This is a genomic window from Bradyrhizobium sp. 33ap4 (assembly GCF_032654765.1).
Classification (GTDB): domain Bacteria; phylum Pseudomonadota; class Alphaproteobacteria; order Rhizobiales; family Xanthobacteraceae; genus Bradyrhizobium; species Bradyrhizobium australafricanum.
Map to the genome: position 1 here is coordinate 22,885 of NZ_JAUMTJ010000052.1, position 19,486 is coordinate 42,370.

At 61.8% G+C, this 19,486-nt stretch carries 23 protein-coding genes and 2 pseudogenes; 10 read left to right on the plus strand and 15 right to left on the minus strand.

Annotated features, from left to right (window positions below; all coding sequences use genetic code 11):
- Positions 1-5: 5 nt before the first annotated feature.
- Both Q2M23_RS32065 and Q2M23_RS44150 read right to left on the minus strand, forming a co-directional pair.
- The gene (locus Q2M23_RS32065; protein WP_168856105.1) at positions 6-1,181 is read right to left on the minus strand and encodes an acyl-CoA dehydrogenase family protein; all 1,176 of its coding nucleotides are present in this window, start codon (positions 1,179-1,181) and stop codon (positions 6-8) included.
- 407 nt (positions 1,182-1,588) lie between these two features.
- Positions 1,589-1,684, minus strand: a pseudogene (locus Q2M23_RS44150) (GNAT family N-acetyltransferase); the annotation flags it as partial.
- An 846-nt stretch (positions 1,685-2,530) separates the two neighbouring features.
- On the opposite strand from Q2M23_RS44150, the gene Q2M23_RS32070 reads away from it, so the two are divergent.
- On the plus strand, positions 2,531-2,716 hold the full coding sequence (locus tag Q2M23_RS32070; RefSeq protein WP_253626143.1) for a hypothetical protein: 186 nt from the start codon (positions 2,531-2,533) through the stop codon (positions 2,714-2,716).
- Positions 2,717-2,816: 100 nt separating this feature from the next.
- On the opposite strand, the gene Q2M23_RS32075 is transcribed toward Q2M23_RS32070, so the two are convergent.
- Complete coding sequence (locus tag Q2M23_RS32075; protein WP_316398180.1) at positions 2,817-3,119, minus strand: hypothetical protein; 303 nt, start codon at positions 3,117-3,119, stop codon at positions 2,817-2,819.
- Positions 3,120-3,318: 199 nt separating this feature from the next.
- Here Q2M23_RS32075 and Q2M23_RS32080 point away from each other — a divergent pair, with 199 nt between their 5' ends.
- Positions 3,319-3,579 carry a hypothetical protein gene (locus Q2M23_RS32080; protein ID WP_076834079.1) on the plus strand — a complete coding sequence of 87 codons (261 nt, stop codon included), beginning with the start codon at positions 3,319-3,321 and terminating at the stop codon, positions 3,577-3,579.
- 29 nt (positions 3,580-3,608) lie between these two features.
- On the opposite strand, the gene Q2M23_RS32085 is transcribed toward Q2M23_RS32080, so the two are convergent.
- Positions 3,609-3,962 carry a phasin gene (locus tag Q2M23_RS32085; RefSeq protein ID WP_016847366.1) on the minus strand — a complete coding sequence of 118 codons (354 nt, stop codon included), beginning with the start codon at positions 3,960-3,962 and terminating at the stop codon, positions 3,609-3,611.
- Positions 3,963-4,180: 218 nt separating this feature from the next.
- Between Q2M23_RS32085 and Q2M23_RS32090 the strand changes: the two genes are divergently transcribed.
- Positions 4,181-4,366, plus strand: a complete 186-nt coding sequence (locus tag Q2M23_RS32090; protein ID WP_253589732.1) for a hypothetical protein — start codon at positions 4,181-4,183, stop codon at positions 4,364-4,366.
- Between the two features lie 13 nt (positions 4,367-4,379).
- Here the strand turns inward: Q2M23_RS32090 and Q2M23_RS32095 are convergent, their stop codons facing one another.
- From Q2M23_RS32095 to Q2M23_RS32105, 3 genes are all read right to left on the minus strand, one after another.
- Positions 4,380-4,583 (minus strand): hypothetical protein, encoded by a 204-nt coding sequence (locus Q2M23_RS32095; protein ID WP_316398181.1) that lies wholly within the window; start codon positions 4,581-4,583, stop codon positions 4,380-4,382.
- 143 nt (positions 4,584-4,726) lie between these two features.
- Positions 4,727-5,860 carry an alpha-hydroxy acid oxidase gene (locus Q2M23_RS32100; RefSeq protein ID WP_316398182.1) on the minus strand — a complete coding sequence of 378 codons (1,134 nt, stop codon included), beginning with the start codon at positions 5,858-5,860 and terminating at the stop codon, positions 4,727-4,729.
- Between the two features lie 164 nt (positions 5,861-6,024).
- Positions 6,025-7,044: a GlxA family transcriptional regulator gene (locus tag Q2M23_RS32105; RefSeq protein ID WP_316398183.1), complete on the minus strand. Its 1,020-nt coding sequence runs from the start codon at positions 7,042-7,044 to the stop codon at positions 6,025-6,027.
- Between the two features lie 63 nt (positions 7,045-7,107).
- On the opposite strand from Q2M23_RS32105, the gene Q2M23_RS32110 reads away from it, so the two are divergent.
- The 4 genes from Q2M23_RS32110 (at position 7,108) to Q2M23_RS32125 (ending at position 10,194) form a co-directional block, all read left to right on the plus strand.
- Positions 7,108-7,821 carry a hypothetical protein gene (locus Q2M23_RS32110; protein WP_316398184.1) on the plus strand — a complete coding sequence of 238 codons (714 nt, stop codon included), beginning with the start codon at positions 7,108-7,110 and terminating at the stop codon, positions 7,819-7,821.
- The gene (locus Q2M23_RS32115) at positions 7,821-9,095 is read left to right on the plus strand and encodes an MFS transporter (RefSeq protein ID WP_316398185.1); all 1,275 of its coding nucleotides are present in this window, start codon (positions 7,821-7,823) and stop codon (positions 9,093-9,095) included. The genes Q2M23_RS32110 and Q2M23_RS32115 overlap by 1 nt, the downstream gene beginning before the upstream one ends.
- Positions 9,096-9,190: 95 nt before the next feature.
- Positions 9,191-9,877 (plus strand): YqcI/YcgG family protein, encoded by a 687-nt coding sequence (locus Q2M23_RS32120; RefSeq protein ID WP_316398186.1) that lies wholly within the window; start codon positions 9,191-9,193, stop codon positions 9,875-9,877.
- On the plus strand, positions 9,874-10,194 hold the full coding sequence (locus Q2M23_RS32125; protein WP_316398187.1) for a cupin domain-containing protein: 321 nt from the start codon (positions 9,874-9,876) through the stop codon (positions 10,192-10,194). Before Q2M23_RS32120 ends, Q2M23_RS32125 begins: the two co-directional genes overlap by 4 nt.
- Before the next feature lie 25 nt (positions 10,195-10,219).
- Here the strand turns inward: Q2M23_RS32125 and Q2M23_RS32130 are convergent, their stop codons facing one another.
- Positions 10,220-10,402 (minus strand): hypothetical protein, encoded by a 183-nt coding sequence (locus Q2M23_RS32130; protein ID WP_168856031.1) that lies wholly within the window; start codon positions 10,400-10,402, stop codon positions 10,220-10,222.
- Between the two features lie 25 nt (positions 10,403-10,427).
- Between Q2M23_RS32130 and Q2M23_RS32135 the strand changes: the two genes are divergently transcribed.
- Positions 10,428-10,613, plus strand: coding sequence for a hypothetical protein (locus Q2M23_RS32135; protein ID WP_016847356.1), 186 nt, complete (start codon positions 10,428-10,430; stop codon positions 10,611-10,613).
- A gap of 248 nt (positions 10,614-10,861) precedes the next feature.
- Here the strand turns inward: Q2M23_RS32135 and Q2M23_RS32140 are convergent, their stop codons facing one another.
- The 7 genes and pseudogenes from Q2M23_RS32140 to Q2M23_RS32175 form a co-directional block, all read right to left on the minus strand.
- On the minus strand, positions 10,862-12,124 hold the full coding sequence (locus Q2M23_RS32140; protein WP_316398211.1) for a CoA transferase: 1,263 nt from the start codon (positions 12,122-12,124) through the stop codon (positions 10,862-10,864).
- 299 nt (positions 12,125-12,423) lie between these two features.
- Positions 12,424-12,846, minus strand: a complete 423-nt coding sequence (locus Q2M23_RS32145; RefSeq protein WP_316398188.1) for a GFA family protein — start codon at positions 12,844-12,846, stop codon at positions 12,424-12,426.
- Positions 12,847-13,396: 550 nt separating this feature from the next.
- Positions 13,397-13,843 (minus strand): hypothetical protein, encoded by a 447-nt coding sequence (locus Q2M23_RS32150; RefSeq protein WP_316398189.1) that lies wholly within the window; start codon positions 13,841-13,843, stop codon positions 13,397-13,399.
- Positions 13,844-14,236: 393 nt separating this feature from the next.
- Positions 14,237-14,452, minus strand: a pseudogene (locus tag Q2M23_RS32160) (fatty acid desaturase); the annotation flags it as partial.
- A gap of 106 nt (positions 14,453-14,558) precedes the next feature.
- Positions 14,559-14,819: a hypothetical protein gene (locus tag Q2M23_RS32165; RefSeq protein ID WP_316398190.1), complete on the minus strand. Its 261-nt coding sequence runs from the start codon at positions 14,817-14,819 to the stop codon at positions 14,559-14,561.
- A gap of 55 nt (positions 14,820-14,874) precedes the next feature.
- Entirely contained in the window at positions 14,875-17,190 is a 2,316-nt protein-coding gene (locus tag Q2M23_RS32170; RefSeq protein WP_316398191.1) for a xanthine dehydrogenase family protein molybdopterin-binding subunit, read from the minus strand.
- Between the two features lies 1 nt (position 17,191).
- Complete coding sequence (locus Q2M23_RS32175) at positions 17,192-17,644, minus strand: (2Fe-2S)-binding protein (protein ID WP_316398192.1); 453 nt, start codon at positions 17,642-17,644, stop codon at positions 17,192-17,194.
- A gap of 520 nt (positions 17,645-18,164) precedes the next feature.
- On the opposite strand from Q2M23_RS32175, the gene Q2M23_RS32180 reads away from it, so the two are divergent.
- Together Q2M23_RS32180 and Q2M23_RS32185 are read left to right on the plus strand one after the other, a co-directional pair.
- Positions 18,165-19,022 (plus strand): cytochrome c, encoded by an 858-nt coding sequence (locus Q2M23_RS32180; protein WP_316398193.1) that lies wholly within the window; start codon positions 18,165-18,167, stop codon positions 19,020-19,022.
- Between the two features lie 33 nt (positions 19,023-19,055).
- Positions 19,056-19,310, plus strand: a complete 255-nt coding sequence (locus Q2M23_RS32185) for a DUF1330 domain-containing protein (protein ID WP_316398194.1) — start codon at positions 19,056-19,058, stop codon at positions 19,308-19,310.
- The last annotated feature ends 176 nt before the right edge of the window (positions 19,311-19,486 follow it).

Sequence of the window (19,486 nt, forward strand, 5' to 3'; positions counted from 1 at the left end):
TTACCTCAAAGCGTCAGGTTTTCAGACGGGAGCCCCAGAGCCACCCGCCCGTAATTGGTGCCCGCCGCGTCAAAATTGAACGCGAGATGCGAATTCACCGCGTGCGCGTCGCGGAATTGGCGCTGCAACGCTCCCGAGGTAAACAGGCTGCGTGCGCCGCCCGCCGCAAATAGAAGAGACACCGCCTCGGTGCACAAATTGACCGCGAACGCACCGTCGCGCCGAAGCTTCGTCTTCGCTGCAATGCCCGGGATATCGCCGCGCCGGACCTCCGCAAGTGCCTCAACGCAGTTCGTGCGCATGATTAGCCGCGCGGCATCGATCTTCGCCGACGCCTCGGCGATCTTGATCTGTGTGCTTTGCAGGTCCCCGATCTTGGCCCGGTTATATGTCGAAGCGCGGTGTCGCGCGATCTCGACATAGTCATCAAGGCAAGCCTGCGCATTTCCCAAACCAACCCCGGACAACACATAGGGAAACAACGAAAAGACTGGAAGCATGTAGAGCGCATTCGGATTGACGATACTGCCCGGCGTCGCACCTCCCGCAAGATCGCTGACGGCAACGGTCATATGCTCGGGAACGAATGCGTCGGTGACCCGCACGTCGTTCGATCCCGTTCCGCGCAAGCCAGCCGCATTCCAGGTGTCGTCGATGCTGTAGTCCCGCCTGTTCAACAGGAATAGCCGATACTCGACACCATCGGCCTCATCATCCGAGGCGACCACGCTCGCGAGCATGTTCCATCCGCAGGATTCCACCCCGGACGAAAACGGCCAATGACCACTCAGAACATATCCGCCACTTGCCTTCCTCGCACGACCTGCCGGGAAGACAAAGGAAGACGCGATCAGCGCATCCGGATCCTCTCCCCACACCGCGCTCTGCGCTTCGGGCGCGAACATAGCCAGCATCCAGTGGTGACTTGCAAGGTTGGCAAAATTCCAGGAGACCGAGGCGTCTCCCTGCCCGAGGGCATCGGCGCAGTCGACCAGGGCAACATAGTCGAGCTCGCTGCCTCCGACGCGCTTGGGCTGCAGGATCCGGAAAAGGCCGCTGTCAAGCAAATCCCGCTCGGTCTCCGGCGGCAATCTGCGCAGCTCTTCGGTCCGCGATGCCCGTTCGCGCAATGCCGGAACAAGCGCTTTGGCTCGTGCGACCATGACCGAATAACGATCCATATCCGGGCCTGGCTGTACCTTCGTGTCGAGCCCGCGGCCAACCTCAACCATGGTCTCTTCCTTCGTTCGATCTCCAAGACATTTGCGCGCGCGATCGAGCCGTCAACTCAGTTTATCGATCGATCACCAGAGATCAAGGCGCGCAAGCCTGCATTCCGCGAATTCAGCGCTCAGGATCCACGACTGCCGCCGGGCGCCCATTTGAGGAAACGCTTCCAGCGATGCTTCGTTCGCACTGCAGAGGCCCATTCTAGCATCCCCACGCCCAAAATTCGATGCCGGCTACGACCGCGGCTTGCCGAAGGATGTTACCCATGGCCAGAAACGCAAAAAACCCGATCGCCGAAGCCACCGGGCGCTCAACGTCATCGAATTGTTCGCGACAACCCGAACCCACGTCGCAGGATCTAGACGAGCTCCTTCCTCCAATACAGCGTGTGCTGCCATGCCCAGGGCGAGACAGGTTCGAAGAGCCGATATCCTCGCCGGATAAAATCATTGGCCAAGAAGACGGACTCGCTCGGAGCCGTGTCGCAATCCGGATCAGGATCAGGCAACACCGCACGAAAATGCGACCGTGGGAACGTCCGTCTGCTCGCGTTTGGAATGCGGGCGCTCTAAATGAACTGGATGATCTCGGCGCTCATGCAAAGCTCCCACAACGCGATGGCAACCAGATCCCGCGAGCGCGAGCGATATCAGATAGGCGGTCATGCAAACCTCGTTGATCGGCCGTCAGCGCGCGATGCGGCCATGGCATGAATGTGCGGCAGATCGCGCAGCGGGCGGCGATCTTTGGGGCGCGAACCTTAGCCCTGACGAGTGGGGCCGCGGGCGGCGCCGGCTTTCGCCGTGCCGCAGGACCGGCGCGTTCGCGCGCACCAGCCAATTCGTTCTCTTTTCGAGGGGTCCGGACGGCGGCGCGTTTGCGACACTCAGGCGACGGGCTGGGAGGATGTAGCGTTGTCACGGTGCGGTCGCCGTCCGATTGGTGAAACGGCAAAGGAAAAGCCCGCCGCGGATTGCTCCGCGCGGGCTCAACAATTTCTGATTTTCGGATTACGACCCTGAGTTGCCCGACGTGTCAAACCTATTTCGGGCTGAATGCGATCGGTAAAATGCGATGCGTCGGCTTCGATGGTGAGAAACCGCCTTGAGCGAAAGTTTGGGCATTGATCCGGAATCGCAGCGCAGGCCGGTGCCAAGCGCCTATGCTTGCTGCGATGATGTCAGTGTGCCCGACGCGTCAAGCGGACATCTCACAATATTTGGATCGACATCAATGCAGTTTTTGGCCTGCGTCGGTCGAACTGACCCGCGCCGCATTTGATTGCAAGAAGGAAGCGTCGATGTATTTCGTTGCTGCCGTGCTCGCGGTCCTGTCCGGCCTGTTCTACGCCGCGGGCCATCATCAGATCGGCTCTCTCGGCGTCACCATGTGCAAGTATGGCGGCATGTTCTGCGACAGCCCGGTGCTGGTTCTCGTTGGTGCAGGATTTGCAGCAGCGTGGGGCATGCTGGTCAGCATTCGCTGATCATCCCGCGACATTCCGACGATGATTTTGTGCCGCTGATTTGCCCGACGTGTCAATTCCCGCGCCCTGCGTCGGGATGTGATTCCACGAACGCCCGCAGCTATTGCGGCGTGGTCGGGTTTGCCGGATGAGCGGGCTTTGGGCCGGGTGGATCAGGCTCGATCGGTGCCTTGGGCTCGGTCGGTATGACCTTTGCGCCAGCGGCTCGCGCCGCCTCGCCGGTCGTTGAGTAGTTAGCCGAAGCGGCCGGCTGCACGTTCGGCTTGTTCCACGGGCCGTGATCCACGATCAGCATGCCGAGCACGCCGAGGATCGCAACCACGGCCGCCACCAACAGCGGTGTGCCACCATGCCGATTTCGATGCTTGACCGAACCGCCATCTGCAATGCCATGCGCCTGCATTGTCATCATCGTCTCCTCCACGGAAACAAGCCGCGACCCGCGCGTAAGTTTCCGGTTCCCCGATGTGAAAGCGAGACATGTCGGTGGAACCAATCCGCCGCTGCGGAATTTCTGGGATATGTGACCGCCATCGCCGTTCAATACGTGCGGATGGCAAAGGCGTTGGTCACCTGACTTTCAATAAATCGCGGCACGGCACATGAGCTCCGAAACACCCGAGTTCCCGCTTCAACCCACACTCGGTGAACGAGCGATCGATACCGCGACGGACGTCTCGCGTACGATCACGGAGGTGTCGGACGGACTTCGAGCCGCCGCCGATCGCCTCAGCGATGCCATCGCGACCTCGCGCCGACCGGGCGGAGCCCTGGCCATCGTGAGTGCGGTCACGCGCGAAGCGCCGCTCGCAAGCCTGTTCGTCGCCTTTCTGCTCGGCGTCGCCGTCGCGCGCCGGCGCTAAAGCGTCGATGGGGCCGCGAACGCCGTGTCCTAGAACTTGCCCTTCGTCGCGTCCTTGGTCGCCGACATCACGCTACCGCTGATCTGGCGCATGTGTTCGCCGGCATTGGTGAACTGGCTGCGCAGGAATTCCGACTGGATCCGCATCGCCTCCTGCAGATCCGTTGCGTGCACGAGCTTGCGCGCATGCTCGAACGCCGCCTTCATGTTCTGCTCGGTGAACGACAGCGCCTGTTTGGAGATCTCGGTACCGGCGCCCGGCATCGACGTCATCGACTTGCTCGCGGCATCAAAGAACAGGCTGAAGGCCTGTTCGGCCTGATCGATGGTCTTTTCCGCGAGATCGCGCAACTCGGCGGGAACTTCAAGCTTCGGCTCAATCATGATCGCGCCCCCTGAAATAAGCGTCCGGCGAGGTTAGCATAGATTGTGACGGCGTCAGCGCCGGATCGCGAGCTATAAAGACCCCACCCGCTCCGGCCGATTGAGGAAAAATTACCTAGCCGCGACCGACAGCCGATTCCAATCATGTCAGCACTGTGGCATAGTGATTCGGCTTCTTCGTCGGTCGCGTTCGCGTCTCTGGGGAATAAGGGGATCCGATGCTGCGCGCCGTTCGTCCGACACCGACCTGCACCCGGTTCAAGACCAGTATAGAAATGCCGTGCATGAGGTGCGGCACGCAAATGCGGCTTGCCTTGATCGAGCCGCGCGACCAAGTCTACGACGTGCTGACCTATCAGTGCACGCCTTGCAATTCCGGTGAAAGCTTCCTGAACGCGCGCTAGGCTGCGCGCCTATTCAGTCCCTCACCACGGCGGCTCCCGCCTCCGTCAGCCCGGGCTCGTCGTCATGCAGTTCGACGAGACCGAGCTCAGCGAGGATGTGCAGATCCTCGTCGCTGACCGGTGACAATTTGAGCCTGCCGGCCTGAATATCCCGCAAGGTCCAGCGCAAGCCGATGGCGCGCTCGAGTGAAAATTCCGCGAATGGATTATTTGCCATCCGCCTCGACTAGTGCGGCATTTGGATCAGACTTTGTCGTTGCCGCGGCGGCTTCATGGACACCACAGATTGATCGCGGCTGGCACGATCGAGGCGCACAATGCCTCGACCACGCCAACGCTTCATACATTGCTCGCAGCGGCTCAGTAGCGGTAGGGATCGATATCGAGAAGCGGGAATGCACTGAACACGCTCGGCAGATTGGTCGGCATCGCCGGATGCAGGTAGGATTTGTCCAGTTCGGCAAAGCTGGTGACGCCGAGCAGACCGAGGCAGCGGATCACCTCGTCCTCCAGCAGTTCAAGCATCCGGACAATGCCGGCCTCGCCGGCCGCGGCGAGCGCCCAGCACTGCAACCGGCCGATGCCGACAAGATCAGCGCCCGAAATGATAGCCTTCACAATGTCGGTGCCGCGGCAGAACGAGCCATCGACCATGATCTTGGCACGGCCGGCGACCGCCTGAACGATCTCGGGCAGGACATGCATGGACCCACGGCCATGGTCGAGCTGTCGGCCGCCATGATTTGAGACGTAAATCCAGTCGACCCCGTGGTCGAGGGCGATCTTGGCATCTTCGGCGGTGGCGATCCCCTTGAGGATAAGTGGAATCTTGAACTTGTCCTTGATCAGCTTCACCGTCCGCCATTCCAGCCCCTTCTGGAAATCGCCGCCGGTGGCGCGGATGCGGCTCTCGCGGACATAGCGCTTGGCTATATCGCGCTCGCGCCGGCTGTAATGGGCAGTGTCCACCGTGAGGCAGAACGCGGCATAACCGTTGTCGATGCTGCGGCTCACCACATCCTCGACAAAGGCATCGTCGCCACGCACATAGAGCTGGAAGATGCGAAGCGCATCCGGTGCCGCCCTGGCGGTGTCCTCCAGCCCGGGCTCGGACACCGAACTCAGCATGTGCGCCGCGCCGAACGTTCCCGCTCCACGCGCGACGGCCGCGCCCGCATCCGGATCGAAGATCTCGAGCGCGCCGACCGGGGCGATCATCACGGGAAGCCGGAGCTTGCGTCCGAATACGTCGGTGGAAGGATCGACGTTGATGACGTTGCGCAGGACGCGCGGCCGGAACGCGATCTCGTCAAGCGCCATTCTGTTGCGGCGCATCGTGGTCTCGGTCTCCGAGGCGCCGACGATGTAGTCCCAGGCGTTCTGGTTCAGCTTGGCGCGGGCCTTTCGCGCGAATTCGTGCAGGTTCTGGATTTCCTCGCCGCTGGCGCCGAGTTCGACATTGCGCGCCTGTCGAATGGGGGTCCCGTCATTCATGGTGTTTCTTCTCCCGATTTGGCCGGCACATTAGCCGCAGACAAACCGGAAAAGCTACCACCTTGCGCCACGAATCCTGCCAGCGAAGGCCAGCTATTCGCTCGTAAGATAGATCGGCTTTCGACGCGAAGCGGTCCGCATCCAGACGGCCTCGCCGAGGCGAGCTAGCTGCCCGAAAACCGGTTTCGGTACTCGGTCGGCGATACGCCGAGGTGGCGCAGGAAGGCCCGCCGCATTCGCTCGTCATCGCCAAATCCCGCGCGCTTGGCGACCTCGACCACGCCGCCGATCTGGCGGCTTTCGAGCAGCAAGCGCGCCGTCTCCACGCGCAGCGCCTCGACGCCGCTTGCGGGCGTCATGCCGGTGCGGCTGACATAGGTCCGGGCAAAGGTGCGTGGCGTCATCCCCGCCTTTTCCGCGAGGGTCTCGACCTTGAGGTCGCTCGTGATGTTCTCGATGATCCAGGCGTGCAGCGCGCTGAAGCGTCCCTCGACGTCCGATGCCTGTGCGGCAAGGACGGTGGAGAACTGGCTCTGACCGCCCGGCCGTTTCAGAAACACCACAAGTCTGCGCGCAACATCGAGCGCGATGGTGTGGCCGAAATCCTCCTCGATCATGGCGAGCGCCAGATCGATGCCGGCGCTGACCCCGGCCGATGACCAGACCCGGCCGTCCTTGACGAAGATCGCGTTGGGCTCAACCCGGATATTGGGAAAGCCATCCTGCAGACGGGGACAATAACGCCAGTGCGTTGCCGCCCGCTTGCCGTCCAGAATCCCGGTCCAGGCCAGCGCAAATGCGCCAAGGCAAACCGACGCGATACGGCGCGCCTTGGGCAGCGCCTCCGCGATCCAGTTCATCAACTTCGCGTCGTAGCGAATCTTCCAGATGCCGGGCCCGCCGGGGATCACCAGCGTGTCGACCTCGGCAGGCGCAATACTGTCGATCGGCGCCGTATCGATCATCATGCCGACATCGGTCGGCACCAAGCCGCCGGAGGTCGACAGGTAGGACAGCGAGTAATCCGGTCCCGGCAGCTCGATCGCTTCCAGTTCTGCAAACACCTGCGCCGGTCCCGAGATGTCGAGCAAGGTCACACCCGGAAAGGCAACGATCGCGATCCGCCGCGTCGCTTTCTTGTCGCGCGGCTCAGGCCGGGGCGCTTTGGCAGTTTTCGAGGGCATATTGTCCTTTAAGCCATTCGAGGCTGCCCTGTATAGCTCGCAATGGAATTCTGGAGTTCTGCCATGTCGCGAAATCTGGGCAGCGGATACGAGGCGATCAAATCGCCTTGGACGGATTACGCGATCTACAGTCTACCCGATGCCTCCCGGGTCGAAGCCTGCGACCGTCAGCCGCTGATGGATGCCATGAACGGCATCATTGCCGTCAACTGGCAGGCCACCGAGCCGCACTGGACAGCAACCTCCTCGCCCTTCGACAAGAAGTATAGCCTGATCCTCGTCTATGATCGGTCCGGCCTCATTGCCTTCTCGGTCTACCGCATCCTGGAGATGTCGGCCGGACTTGGAATCTATCGCAGCGGCACGGAAGTGCTCCCGGCGCACCAGGGCCGCGGCTTCTACGGCTTCTTCACATCGGAAGTCCTGAAATGCTCCGGCGCCGCCGCGAGAGCCGAGGGCAACGTGCTCTACGGCTGGCGAACCCGCAACCCGATCGTCTGGGCAGCGAACGCTAAGATTTGCGAAAAAGTGACTCCATCTTTGCTCGACGATACGCAGGATCTCGCCCTGCAGGCGGCCTGTATCGAGATGTGCACCTCGCTCTATCCGGGCAAGCCGCTCGAACTGCCCGACATGATCATGCGCGGCGCTTACGGCCACATTAAGCACCATCGGCAGGCCTATCATGGCACCGCGTCGCTGGTCGATGCCGCGATGTCGCGGAAGATTCCGAATTCAGCGGATGCCCTTTTCTCGGTGGGTTACGCGAGGGTGTGATGTCGATGCTCGGACAACAAGCTGTTTATGCCCCGACGTCGCGCTTCACCGATCGCGCCTATCTCGCGTGGACTGCGGTGGCCATCGCCTACGCCATTGCCTTCCTGCAGCGCGTGTCGCCGCAGTCGGTCAGCTTCAGCTTCATGCACGACTTCAACACCGACGCGGCCGGCGTTGCGATGCTCGCCTCAAGCTACTTCTGGGGCTACACCTTGATGCAGATTCCGGCAGGCCTTCTGGTCGACCATTACGGCGTCAAGCGCGTCGTCCTCGTCAGCATGATCGCCTCCTCGCTCGGCAGCGCCGCGTTCGCGCTGGCGCCGAACCTGCTCGACGTTTTTGTTGCGCGCCTGATCGTCGCCTGCGGTGATGCGCTGGTCTTCACCGCACTCCTGAAGCTCGTGGCACAGAGCTTCGCGGATGAACGGTTCGGCATGATGTCGGGTATTTCGCAGGTCTCGGGCTATATAGGAGGCGTGATCGCGACCACGCCGCTTGCAGCTGCGGTCTCGGGCTTTGGCTGGCGGGCCTGCTTCCTGTTCATCGCCTGCATTGGATTGGCCAACCTCGCTTTCGCCCAGCTCGCGCTCAAGCCCGATCCGGCCTCCCACAGCAACAAGACGCTGAAGGGCGTGGTGATCGCCGCGCGGCAATCGCTGGCCCATGTCGCGAACTGGGGTTGCGCAATGACGTTTGCGTCGCACTTCGCGGTGGTGACGACGCTGTCGGGCGTCTGGGGCATTCCGATGGTCGCGCACTTCTTCCACATCTCCCCGACGGCGGCCGGCACGCCCCTGCTCGCCTTCATGATCGGCAATGCGCTCGGCTCGATCTTCCTGGGTCACGCCGCCGATCGCGCCGCGGCGGCGCTTGAGCGCGCGCTGATCGGCATTTGCGTGCTGCGCATGCTGCTGATCGCGATGCTGCTGCCGCCGATCGCCCAGACATTTGGTCTCGCCTACGTCACCGTCGTGTTCACTGCCTTGGGGCTCGTCGCCGGCGGCACCGTCCCGCTGGTGCTGAAATGCGTCAAGAAGCTCTACACCGCCGATCTGATCGGTGTGGGCGCATCCGTGAACACCACAGCCGCCGGAATTTTCGCCGGCATCTCGCAGCCCATCATCGGCTTCGCGATGCTCGCCGCCAGCAACGCCTCGGGGACCGACGCCGTACACAACACGGCCGCGATCGGCGACGGCGGCTACAGCGCCTTGATTGTCATTCTGCTTCTTATGTCGCTGCCGGGCATTAAGTCGGAGGCCAAGCGGTCTTAGGAAGACAACTATAACACTCAACTCCTTGGCTCACAGAACGACATGGCTACGATCCGACTTCGGCAAACTTTCCGGTCAGCAGCTGGCAGAGCGTGATGTTCTCCGAGTTTGAAGCGCAGATGAGCAGCGAGGCAAGGCCGTTCCCTTGCGTGTTCGGCGTGACCGGACATCGCCAGGATCAGCTCCGCTACCTTTTCCTCGATCCATATGACGTGGCGGTGCTGGGCGAGCAACTCGGGCAATATGTCTCGCAGGCGCGCTCGTTCGGTCCCAACACCTCGTTGATCGTGTTCACGCGGCCCCGCCCGGTGCAGACGCTCGATGCCTATTATCGCAAGATGTGGCTGACGCTTGATCAGCTCGCGCGGCTGGACAAGAACCCATGGCCATCAGAGATTCCGGAACAGATCGACCATCCGATGTGGGAGTTCTCGTTTGCGGGCGAGCCGATCTTCGTGGTCTGCACGACGCCCGCGCATGTGATGCGGCAGAGCCGCCGGTCCAGCGCCTTCATGCTCACGTTCCAGCCGCGCTGGGTGTTCGACAAGATCCTCGGGACGGAGAAGGCCGCGAACGCTGCGTTCGCGGCGGTGCGCAAGCGCCTGATCCCGTACGACAGCGCAAGCCCCTCTCCGCTTCTTGGCCGCTACGGCGCAACCGACGGCCGCGAGTATCTGCAGTACTTCCTGCACGACGACAACCATGCGAGCTCGGGCTGCCCCTTCGCCAAGCTCGCGCAGAACAAGGCTCAACCGATCGCGAACAAGGAGCAGGCAGCATGACCCAGATCATCGCAGGCACGAAGACTGAATTTGCCATCGCCCCGGAGATCCTGAACCTGCTCCCGGCCCAGGGCTCGGTCGAGCTGCAGCATGATGCGGCCGGCAAGGTGCATCAGTTCCATGCCCATCCGGTGGACGAGATCCTGATGATCGTCAGCGGCCGGCTGAACTTCATCTGGGATGGCGGCGAGCGGGTGGTCGGCGCCGGCGACACCATCCTGCTGCCAGCCGGCACCCGTCACCAATCCGAAGCGCTCGAGGGCGGCGCGATCTACGTGATCGCGACGCAAGCGCCCGCCAAGCCAATGAACAGCTGACGCACAGGAAAGATTTGCGAGCACCTCAGGACAGTGAGGGATCGCGCGGCGGCTCAACCGCCAAACGTTCGATCAGCTCGATGACCTCGGAACGCTGGTCGGGCGCAAGTCGAAGGAAAGCCTTCAACAGTCGCAGGCTTTCCAGTGTTTCGCTCGATGGAGCTCCGAGCTTCTTCTGCAGCTCCGCAACGTAAGTGGGATTTTTCATCTCGCACCTTAAGTGAGGATTACGAATGGCATACCCAGGTAAACGTGAAGGCTTGGCCCAGAAGGTCGACACCGCAGCACAAGAGGCCGAACGCCTCGGCCTCACCACGGCAACCCTCATCCTCCGGATGGCACGCCTCGAGATCGATCGGGCGGAGCCCGAGGAAGTTGAAAGTATGCCAAGGAACAACTTGCGCAGCAAGCCGAACTGAGTTCCCGAAACGGACCAGCTTCAAGGCCGCCGGCGACGCGCCGGGGCCTGCGACGCCTGAAAGACATCTCGCCAGGCGAGAGGCTTTCCTCTCGCCTGCTGTCAGGTTGTTTTGCGAATAGTTGATCTTTTGTGCAGGCTGAGCACGCTGGAGCGTTTTCGAGCGAAGCGGATACCGGTTCGTGTCAAGGAAGCGCGTCAAACTGGAATCTAGAGCCCCATTCCGATTCCATCGGAACGGAAAAGACCCTAGCCGGTGTTGCCTGCCTTGCCGAACGCGCCGGCCTCGGCCAGCGCGGCGATGCGCCGATCGTCGTAGCCGAGCGTCTTGCTCAACACGTCCTTGGTATGCTGACCGAGCAGCGGGGCAGCAACAGGATCAACGGACGGCGTCAGGCTCATATTGACCGGCGACTCGATGTTCGGAACCAAGCCGGCGGTTGGATGCGCAATCCTGCTCAGGCGATGCCGGTCGCGCACCTCGGGCGCGTTGAACCCCTCCTCGACCGTCCGCAGATAGCCAACCGGAATGTTGGCCTTCTTCATCTTCGCCATCCAGTTCTCGAGCGTGTCGCCCGCAAACACGCTGGCAATGATCGCGCGCAGCTTCTCCTTGTTAGCCGTGCGCGCCTTGCGGTGAGCAAACTCGGGATCGGTGACGAGATCCGGACGTTCCAGCACGTCGGTGACCAGCCGGCGATAGAGCCGGTCATTGGCGCAGGCCATGTAGAGCGGACCATCGGACGCCCGATAGACGCCGACAGTCGGCGAACCGTTCGGAGAGTTGCCGAAACGGCCGGGATTGTTGCCATTGATGAGATAGGCCATGCCGTAGAAGCCGGTCATTGACACCGCGGTGTCGATCAAGGCGACCTCAACCTGCTGACCGCGACCGAGCCGATCGCGCGCAATCAGCGCCAGCAGGATGGCGTTGCAGGCCGACATGCCTGTTGCCATGTCGACGATCGGCGGCCCGGTGCGCACCGGCTCGCCATCCGGAAAGCCGTTGAGCGACATGAAGCCGCTTTCGGCCTGCGTGATCGGGTCGAAGCCCGGGCGCAGCGCGAAATCGCCTTTGCGGCCGTAGGCGGAGATCGAGCAGTAAATCAGCCGCGGGTTGGTCGGCGCCACCGACGCATAATCGAGGCCGAATTTCTTCATCACGCCGCCGGAGAAATTCTCCACCACGACGTCGGCCTTGGCAATCAGCGCGCGCGCCACCTCGAGCGCGGCCGGATTGTTGAAATCGAGCGCAATGCCGCGCTTGTTGCGGTTGAGGCTCAGATACGCCGCGCTCTCCCCGCCGATTTCGGCGTGCTCATAGGCGCGCGTGTCATCACCGCCGTCCGGATTCTCGATCTTGATGACTTCGGCCCCGAAGTCGGCCAGCGTTTGCGTGCAGGCCGGGCCGGCCACGACGCGGGTGAAGTCGACGACCAGCAGGCCGTCGAGCGCCGTCGGAACTCCCTCCCCGCGCGGCGTGCGCCCCGGCAATTCTGGTCTGGTCATGATCTGACGCTTCCTCTGTTATTTTATCAGGCGAAATACGACGGTCCCTGCCAAGACCGGCACTGCTCGCCTTTTAGCGGAAGCTCGTCAGCAAAACCAAACCCGGATTTTGCAGGGCGGGACCTTCGTCCGACATGGCTGTCAATGGCCAGAGCGCCCCGGCGGCGCCGGCGGCCGCCGACATGGTCGGACGCCTCGCATGCGAAGCAAGCCTGCCGGATACCGATTTGTGGGGCGCGGAGCCCATACGCAGGCGGGTGGCGGCACGCCGCCGCCCGCTTTCGTGATGGGGAGCCTTCGAGCTATTCGGCGATCATTTCGCCGGAGCCGCCGAACTCAGCCGGAAAATCCTTCAACTTCGGCAGGCCATCGCGTATGTGCAGCACTGCCTCGGAATAGTTGACGTGAACCCCTGGGCTGAATTTCAGCGTCGGGATCGTTGCGGTGAACACGTCGACGAGCCCGAGCGTCGGGTGGTTGGTCATCAGGTGACCGCCGCATTTTGTGCAATATTTGCGCTGGCTCATCGCGGTCTTCTCGAATGTCGCGATGTGGTCGGCGCCCTTGGTGACCTCGACCGCCTCGGGCTTCCAGAGGCTGAACGCATTCACCGGACCGCCGGACCAGGAACGGCATGAACGGCAGTGGCAATAGCCCATTGCCTCGGGCTCCCCGTTGACCTTGAGCTCGACGGCGCCACAAAAGCAGTTTCCAGTGTGATTCATCGGTCGTTTCTCCCTTGGTTATTTTGATTGGGCTCCGCGTCGGCATCGATCCACGTTGCCCGTGGTGTTCGTGATGCAGAGAATGTGGACAGGTGCGTAGCCGCGGCGAACTCCCTTACGTGGACGTACCAGACCCTTCCTTGCGCCAGAGGCCTCGAATGCAGGCAGGTCGTCGACGCGACGGAAGTTACATGAGAGTCCGCGCCGCTGTCGACCATCTTTGACACAGCCTGGCAGGGCCCAATCCCGACCGCACACAAGGAATGAGTTCAGTGTGAGGCAAGGCACAGTCATGTCGTGAGTTGCTGCCGTGCCGGATTCATGCGCGGCAAACCGAGCATTGTTACTGACGTCGATCACAATGAACCTTCGGACTATCTAGGCAAAAGATTCGGGGGGCTTGCGAGCGCACATGCCCGAGCAGTGGTCTCGTAAGCGAGACCGCTGCTCTTAGTCATCATCGTGGTGAGTGTAGGTGCGCACAACATTGCTCAGTCGAGCGCTACCTGGCGCTCCAGCTCTTTTTTTTGGCCTGCTTTGTTTAGCCAGCTCAGACGCGTTCTACCAGCGACCGAGACAGCGCTCCGAAAGTCTGAAAGGGCTCGATTTTGTAGGCCGCGCGTGTGTCCTCAGAAAAAGAGAATACGTGGCCTTTGAACGAAAGTAACGCCGACGGCAATAATAGATAATCCAGGACCGCCTCGTTGTTCTCACCCATCCTTAGCGCGACGACCCATCCCTTCTGCAATGCCACGCGACCAACCATCGCCCAGCGCAGCGGCTGGCGCCCATACTTGCGCCATTTGGCCAATCGGAAGCAGATATTCACAGCGTTATCTATTCGCAAACATTCGGTCGACTGATCAAGTGTGGCGCGCCTACCCGCATCCTCAAAGGCTTCGCGAAGACGGCTGGCATTTTCGAGGTGGAAATTGACCCATTTTCTGTGCGCGTCAAGCTTGTCGAAGCGGTCTTGGTTGCCCGTGTAGCCTATCAATCGATAGAGATTTCGAAGCGTGCCAAAGTGAACTAGCAGGTCGGCGCCAAAGGCCGGGCGAAGTCAGCCATTCGGTCATATGTGAGGCTGTCTCATCTTGCCGGGCCTTACGAAGTAAGGCCTCGCGCTCGGGACAGGGCGGAAGGTGTTTCGCCTCCTCCCGTAGTTCGGTGGCCTCCGTGGCGAGATGCTCTTTACGGTCTGTTTGAAACGACGGCGCTTCTGCGTTCTCCTACTCCCTCGCTGTTGCGAGTGGGAGTTAACGATTTTTGTCGGAGAAGGTTTCAAACGCGGAACTCGGTTCGCTGGAGGGTCTATCGCCCGCAGCTACAGCATCGATGGCCCGCCCGATGACCGCCATCATCCGCGCGTCCTGCCTATCGAATGCCAGCCGCCACGATGCGTGCGGCGCCACCAGTCGTATGGCGTCAGCGTGAGCACGCCAATGACGCGGCCGACCCAGTCGTTCGCCAGACGGTCGGCGAAAAAGGTGCCATGGCCGCAGTCGTGCTGAATCACGAACAGGCGCAAGAGAAAGCCAGCAGCTGGAATCGCTATGAGCAATGAAGCCCAAGCATGGCCAAGGGAGAACGTGAACCGAGCCGCGGAGCCGCAGGGCGGTGTGGTCTGGGGTGTTCGCGGTCAAGAAGTAGCGGCGCGACCACGCTGCAAGGCCCGGAGCGGCGGATCGAAAGGTCCGCCGCTTCTGTTTGGGCTATTTGCCCTTGGTCTCGACCTTCGCTTTCTCGTCCTCGTTCATCTTCTTCACCGTCGGATCGCGGCTGGATTCGCCGGTGGTCTGGGTCGTGGTGGCCGGCGGAGCGTTGCTGGGCGTTGAGCTTTGCTCGGCAGGATTCTTGGCCGGCCGCGTGGCGGTGGCCGGCGGCGAGTTCGTCTGCGCGCTCGTCGCCTGCACGGTCAGAAGGAGGGCGCCCGACAGAAGCGATACCGCGAGCGCCGTGGGGTTCGTTTTCATTGATCCATCTCCTGTTCAGAACAATGAAACGGTCCATACGATCTTGCGTTCCGCCTCACGTCTCCAGCTGCTTGCCGATCGGGAGGGCGCGGATGCGCTTGCCGGTTGCAGCGAAGATCGCGTTGATCAGGGCCGGCGCGAACGGCGGCACGCCAGGTTCGCCGACGCCGCTCGGCGGCGTGTCGGGTCCGGGCGGTACGATATAGACGTTGGTTACCGCAGGGGATTCGTCGATCCGGATCACCGGGAAGTCGTCGTAATTGCCCTGCTGCACCCGGCCGTCCTTGAAGGTGATCGCGCCATGTTTGGCGAGACTGAGCCCCATGATCGCGGCGCCCTCGATCTGCGACTGGATCCGCTCCGGGTTGACGTAGGTCCCGCAATCAACGGCGGTATCGACCCGCGGCACGGTCAGCTTGCCCTTTTCGTCGACGGCTACCTCGACAATGGTCGCGATATAGCTGACGAAGCTGCGGTGCGCCGCAATGCCGAGTCCATTTCCCTTAGGTACGGACCGGCCCCAGCCACCTTTGTCGGCTACCAGCTCGACCACCTTGCGCAGCCGTCCGGTGTCGATCGGATAGCTGTCATACGGCTCGCCATAGTTCCACAGATCCTTCACTGAGGTGAGGTTGAGGATTCTTGGCGCGCCGATCAGCTCCAGCAGCATCTCCTTCGGGTCGCGATTGGTCGCTTGCGCGATCTCGGCGACCATGGACTGCACCGCAAAGGCGTGCGGGATGTTGGACACCGAGCGGAACCAGCCGATTCGGGTATGCGCGGCCGCCTCCGGGTTCTCGCACTGGACGTTGGCGATCTCGAAGGGCATGTCGACCAGCCCCATGCCGAGTTCGAACGGTGCCTGGTGCACTGTTTGGGCGGCAAAGGTCGAGGCGATGCTGGGCGCGACGCTGCGATGCCGCCAGGCGATTACCTTGCCGCCCTTATCGAGGCCCGCCTCGATCCGCTCGACCGAGACGGTGTGCAGGAAACCGTTGCGAATGTCGTCTTCCCGCGTCCACTGCACCTTGACCGGCGCGGCGAGCTCCTTGGAGAGCAGCGCAGCCTCGAGCGCGAAATCGCATTTCGACTTGCGCCCAAAGCCGCCGCCGAGCAGCGTGACATTGACGGTCACGTTCTCCTCGGGAATGTCCAGCGTCTTGGCCGCGTCTTCGCGTGTTCCGCCGGCGCTTTGCGCCGGCGCCCAGATCTCGGCCTTGTCGCCCTTGACGTCGGCGACCGCGACCGGCGGCTCCATGGCGACGTGGGCAAGATGCGGCAGGTAGTACTCGCCGATGATCACCTTGTCGGCGCCCTTCAACGCGGCCTCGACGTCGCCTTCCTTGCGCACCACCAAGCCGGGCTTCCGAGCCGCCTCCTCCAGCTCGGCCCGATAGGCGACCGAGTCGTATTTGGCGTTGGCGCCGTCATCCCAGGTGATTTTCAGCGCATCGCGGCCCTTGATCGCCGCGCCGGTGTTGCGCGCGATCACGGCGACGCCACCGAGCGGCTGGAATTTGGACGGCCACGGCCAGCCCTTGACCTCCATGACCTTCTCGACGCCGGAAACCTTCATTGCTTCCGACCCATCGAACGACACCACCTTGCCGCCGGTGACCGGTGGGCGCGCGATCACGGCATACTTCATGCCGGGCAGCCGCACGTCGGCGCCGTAACGCGCAGCGCCGGTGGTGATGTCGTGCAGGTCGACGATTCCGATCTCACCCTTGCCGAGGTAGCGGAAATCCTTTGGATCCTTCAGCTTCAAGCCTTCGATGCTGGGCACCGATTCCTTCGCGGCATCGGCGGCCAGTTCGCCAAAGCCGAGCTTGCGCCCGCTCGCGCTGTGGATGACCTCGTGGTTGGAAGCTTTCACCTCGGTCGCGGGCACGCCCCAGCGTTTTGCCGCGGCCTGCTCAAGCATCGTGCGGGCGGAGGCGCCAATCTGGCGCATCGGCATCAGATAGTGCCGCGTGCTGCGCGAGCCGTCGGTATCCTGGTTGCCGTACTTGACCTCGTCGCCATGGGCCTGCTGGACGCGGACCCGCTTCCAGTCGGCTTCCAGTTCTTCGGCGACAATCATGGGCAGGCTGGTGCGCACGCCGGTTCCCATCTCAGCGCGGTGCGCGACGATCGTGACGATGCCATCAGGTGCGATCGATACGAACACGCGCGGGTCAACCACAGTGCCGTGCGGCATCTTGCTGGCGCCGGTCTCGTAGGCAAAGCTCGGGCGCATCATGACAGGCGCGGCGAGCACGAAACCGCCGGCGAGGCCGAGGCCTTTCAGGATGCTGCGACGCGAAACGTTCTCGACCTTGATGTGTTTCTCAAAGCCACGAAGCTTGTTCTGATAAGTGAAGATATTCATGTCACACTCCCGTCGATGCGAGATGGACCGCGTTCTCGATCCGCTGATAGCAGCCACAGCGACAGATATTGCCGGAGAGAGATTCGCGGATCTGTTTGTGCGACGGCTTTGGATTATCCATCAACAGCGCCGCCGCCTGCATGATCTGGCCGGTCTGGCAAAAGCCGCATTGCGGCACGTTGAGCTGGCGCCAGGCCTTTTGCACCGGGTGATCGCCGGTCGGGTGCAAGCCCTCGATGGTGGTGACCTCGCGTCCGCTGACGTCGGACACGGAGGTGATGCAGGCGCGCACCGCCTGCTTGTCGACGATGACGGTGCATGAGCCGCACAGCGCCTGGCCACAGCCGAACTTGGTGCCGGTCAGCCCGACCTCGTCACGGATAAACCAGAGCAGCGGAAGAGCGGGATCGCCATCCCAGTTCTGTTCCTGGCCGTTAATCTTCACCTTGATCATGATCGTCTCTCCCTCTTCCTACAGGAGCCGTCATGAGCGTGTTTTCGAGGTGAGCAAGAAAATCTTTTCTGGGAGATCCCTTGCACGGTCTCAGGCAAAACTGCCCTCGCTGAGAAACCGCAGACTGCACCGTAGGATCTGATTGATTATGTGTGTCGCGCCCATCCTCCTATTTTGCTTTCGCTTTGTTCAAGGTATGGACATCCGGCAAGCTATCACAAAGCGGAGCGAATAGGCTTCACAACGCCTTGTTTGCCCTCGTATTTAGACAGAGCTGGGCCTCCTCGAACGGCGTGCTTTTGGTCAAGAGCCCTTACGCAGTGACCCGCATGACCCGGCCATTGCTTTGAGTTTTTCATTCGTCTGGGGTCGCGCATTTTCGGCGCCTGAATTGGCGGCGTTTCATTTTAAGTCGGCTTCGCTGCTGGAGGGAGTTGGGAATAGGTGTAACTTTGCGATAGTCGCATTGTGCGTCTACCCATTGCCGCGTTCGAGGGACGCTTCGGATATGCCTATAACGATGATCAGGCTCGCTGTCACGTTAGCTTTCCCGCTGGTTGCCTTCACAATGCCAACATCGGTTTGGGCAGCTGGTCCGACGTTGACGGTGTCAGCCGATGGCGGCGTCCTTATCTTCGATCGGGACGCGCTGCTTGCGCGCACGGATGTCGTCGAGATCACCACGTCGCGTGATGTGGCGTACCGTACTCCTCGGACGTATCGAGCCGTGGCGCTCGCGAAATTACTTGAAGGAGTTGCCATTCCGCCCGACGCCGTGGTGGAAGTGGCAGCGCAAGACGGCTTCGTGACGCAACTCCCTCGCGATCTGGTCTACGCCAATGACGGCATCGTCGCGTATATGGCAATCGAAGTCGCCGACACGCCGTGGCCGCCAATTCCAGGTAAGGATAAGAGCGCAGGCCCCTTCTATATCGTATGGCTCGGCGATCAAGCATCATCCGTCCCAATCATGAAGTGGCCCTACCAAGTTGTCAGTTTGTCGGTGCAAGACGCGCCAGCCAAGCGGTGGCCCTCGCTCGCGGTTGATCCCGTGCTCCCTGCGCTCCATCCGGCGCGAGACGGGCAAACCATCTTCGTGAACAAATGCTTCACATGCCATACGATGAACCAGGCAGGATCGGCGTCGGCTGGCCCCGATCTGAATTTGCCGATGAATCCGACGGAGTACTTCACCGATGCCGGTTTGCGCGCGCTGATCCGAGATCCGCGCTCGGTACGGGTTTGGCCCGAGCAGCGGATGCCCAGCTTTGCCGAACAGGACCTGAGCGATGAGGAACTCAGGCTGATCTTGGCATATTTGGGTCACATGGCGGATAGGAAGAGCCGAGCAACGGAGGGCGGAAGCAGCAAACGCTAAGTAAATCGTAAAACTCGATTACGGTTAGCGACGATGGGATTTGCGAAGGAATTCGCGCCGTTGGCACGTGACAGCGTCAAGACTTACGGTGGGCGCTACCTCGCGGGCGGAAACGGGATTTCGATCAACGGCGAACCGCCGAAGGGGCGGCGCGTCGTCCTCGTCCAGTGGGACAGCATCGATCAACTCATGGAATGGCGCCGCTCCCCGGAATGCATGCGGGCCCGCGCCGTCGGTGAGAAGTACGGCGCGTTCCGCATCATCATCACGATCGAGGGCGCGCCCTAGTAGTAGGCTGATAAATGGCCGGCCAATGCAGCAGGGCATGTCGAGGACCGCGCCGACCCTTGATCGAATATTGCGTAATCTGCTGCGGAGCATGGTCCACTGTTGGCAGCACAAGGCAGAGATCCGACCAGCATCGAGCATCGTCTTAGCGGGGAGAGGGTTCTACTTTTTTGCCC

What these genes read in the sequence shown, in the direction of transcription:
- Q2M23_RS32065 (WP_168856105.1), bottom strand. Translation starts at nt 1,181, where the DNA reads ATGGATCGTTATTCGGTCATGGTCGCACGAGCCAAAGCGCTTGTTCCG.
- Q2M23_RS32070 (WP_253626143.1), top strand. Translation starts at nt 2,531, where the DNA reads ATGTATTTCGTTGCTGCCGTGCTCGCGGTCCTGTCCGGCCTGTTCTAC.
- Q2M23_RS32075 (WP_316398180.1), bottom strand. Translation starts at nt 3,119, where the DNA reads ATGCAGGCGCATGGCATTGCAGATGGCGGTTCGGTCAAGCATCGAAAT.
- Q2M23_RS32080 (WP_076834079.1), top strand. Translation starts at nt 3,319, where the DNA reads ATGAGCTCCGAAACACCCGAGTTCCCGCTTCAACCCACACTCGGTGAA.
- Q2M23_RS32085 (WP_016847366.1), bottom strand. Translation starts at nt 3,962, where the DNA reads ATGATTGAGCCGAAGCTTGAAGTTCCCGCCGAGTTGCGCGATCTCGCG.
- Q2M23_RS32090 (WP_253589732.1), top strand. Translation starts at nt 4,181, where the DNA reads ATGCTGCGCGCCGTTCGTCCGACACCGACCTGCACCCGGTTCAAGACC.
- Q2M23_RS32095 (WP_316398181.1), bottom strand. Translation starts at nt 4,583, where the DNA reads ATGGCAAATAATCCATTCGCGGAATTTTCACTCGAGCGCGCCATCGGC.
- Q2M23_RS32100 (WP_316398182.1), bottom strand. Translation starts at nt 5,860, where the DNA reads ATGAATGACGGGACCCCCATTCGACAGGCGCGCAATGTCGAACTCGGC.
- Q2M23_RS32105 (WP_316398183.1), bottom strand. Translation starts at nt 7,044, where the DNA reads ATGCCCTCGAAAACTGCCAAAGCGCCCCGGCCTGAGCCGCGCGACAAG.
- Q2M23_RS32110 (WP_316398184.1), top strand. Translation starts at nt 7,108, where the DNA reads ATGTCGCGAAATCTGGGCAGCGGATACGAGGCGATCAAATCGCCTTGG.
- Q2M23_RS32115 (WP_316398185.1), top strand. Translation starts at nt 7,821, where the DNA reads ATGTCGATGCTCGGACAACAAGCTGTTTATGCCCCGACGTCGCGCTTC.
- Q2M23_RS32120 (WP_316398186.1), top strand. Translation starts at nt 9,191, where the DNA reads ATGTTCTCCGAGTTTGAAGCGCAGATGAGCAGCGAGGCAAGGCCGTTC.
- Q2M23_RS32125 (WP_316398187.1), top strand. Translation starts at nt 9,874, where the DNA reads ATGACCCAGATCATCGCAGGCACGAAGACTGAATTTGCCATCGCCCCG.
- Q2M23_RS32130 (WP_168856031.1), bottom strand. Translation starts at nt 10,402, where the DNA reads ATGAAAAATCCCACTTACGTTGCGGAGCTGCAGAAGAAGCTCGGAGCT.
- Q2M23_RS32135 (WP_016847356.1), top strand. Translation starts at nt 10,428, where the DNA reads ATGGCATACCCAGGTAAACGTGAAGGCTTGGCCCAGAAGGTCGACACC.
- Q2M23_RS32145 (WP_316398188.1), bottom strand. Translation starts at nt 12,846, where the DNA reads ATGAATCACACTGGAAACTGCTTTTGTGGCGCCGTCGAGCTCAAGGTC.
- Q2M23_RS32165 (WP_316398190.1), bottom strand. Translation starts at nt 14,819, where the DNA reads ATGAAAACGAACCCCACGGCGCTCGCGGTATCGCTTCTGTCGGGCGCC.
- Q2M23_RS32170 (WP_316398191.1), bottom strand. Translation starts at nt 17,190, where the DNA reads ATGAATATCTTCACTTATCAGAACAAGCTTCGTGGCTTTGAGAAACAC.
- Q2M23_RS32175 (WP_316398192.1), bottom strand. Translation starts at nt 17,644, where the DNA reads ATGATCAAGGTGAAGATTAACGGCCAGGAACAGAACTGGGATGGCGAT.
- Q2M23_RS32180 (WP_316398193.1), top strand. Translation starts at nt 18,165, where the DNA reads ATGATCAGGCTCGCTGTCACGTTAGCTTTCCCGCTGGTTGCCTTCACA.
- Q2M23_RS32185 (WP_316398194.1), top strand. Translation starts at nt 19,056, where the DNA reads ATGGGATTTGCGAAGGAATTCGCGCCGTTGGCACGTGACAGCGTCAAG.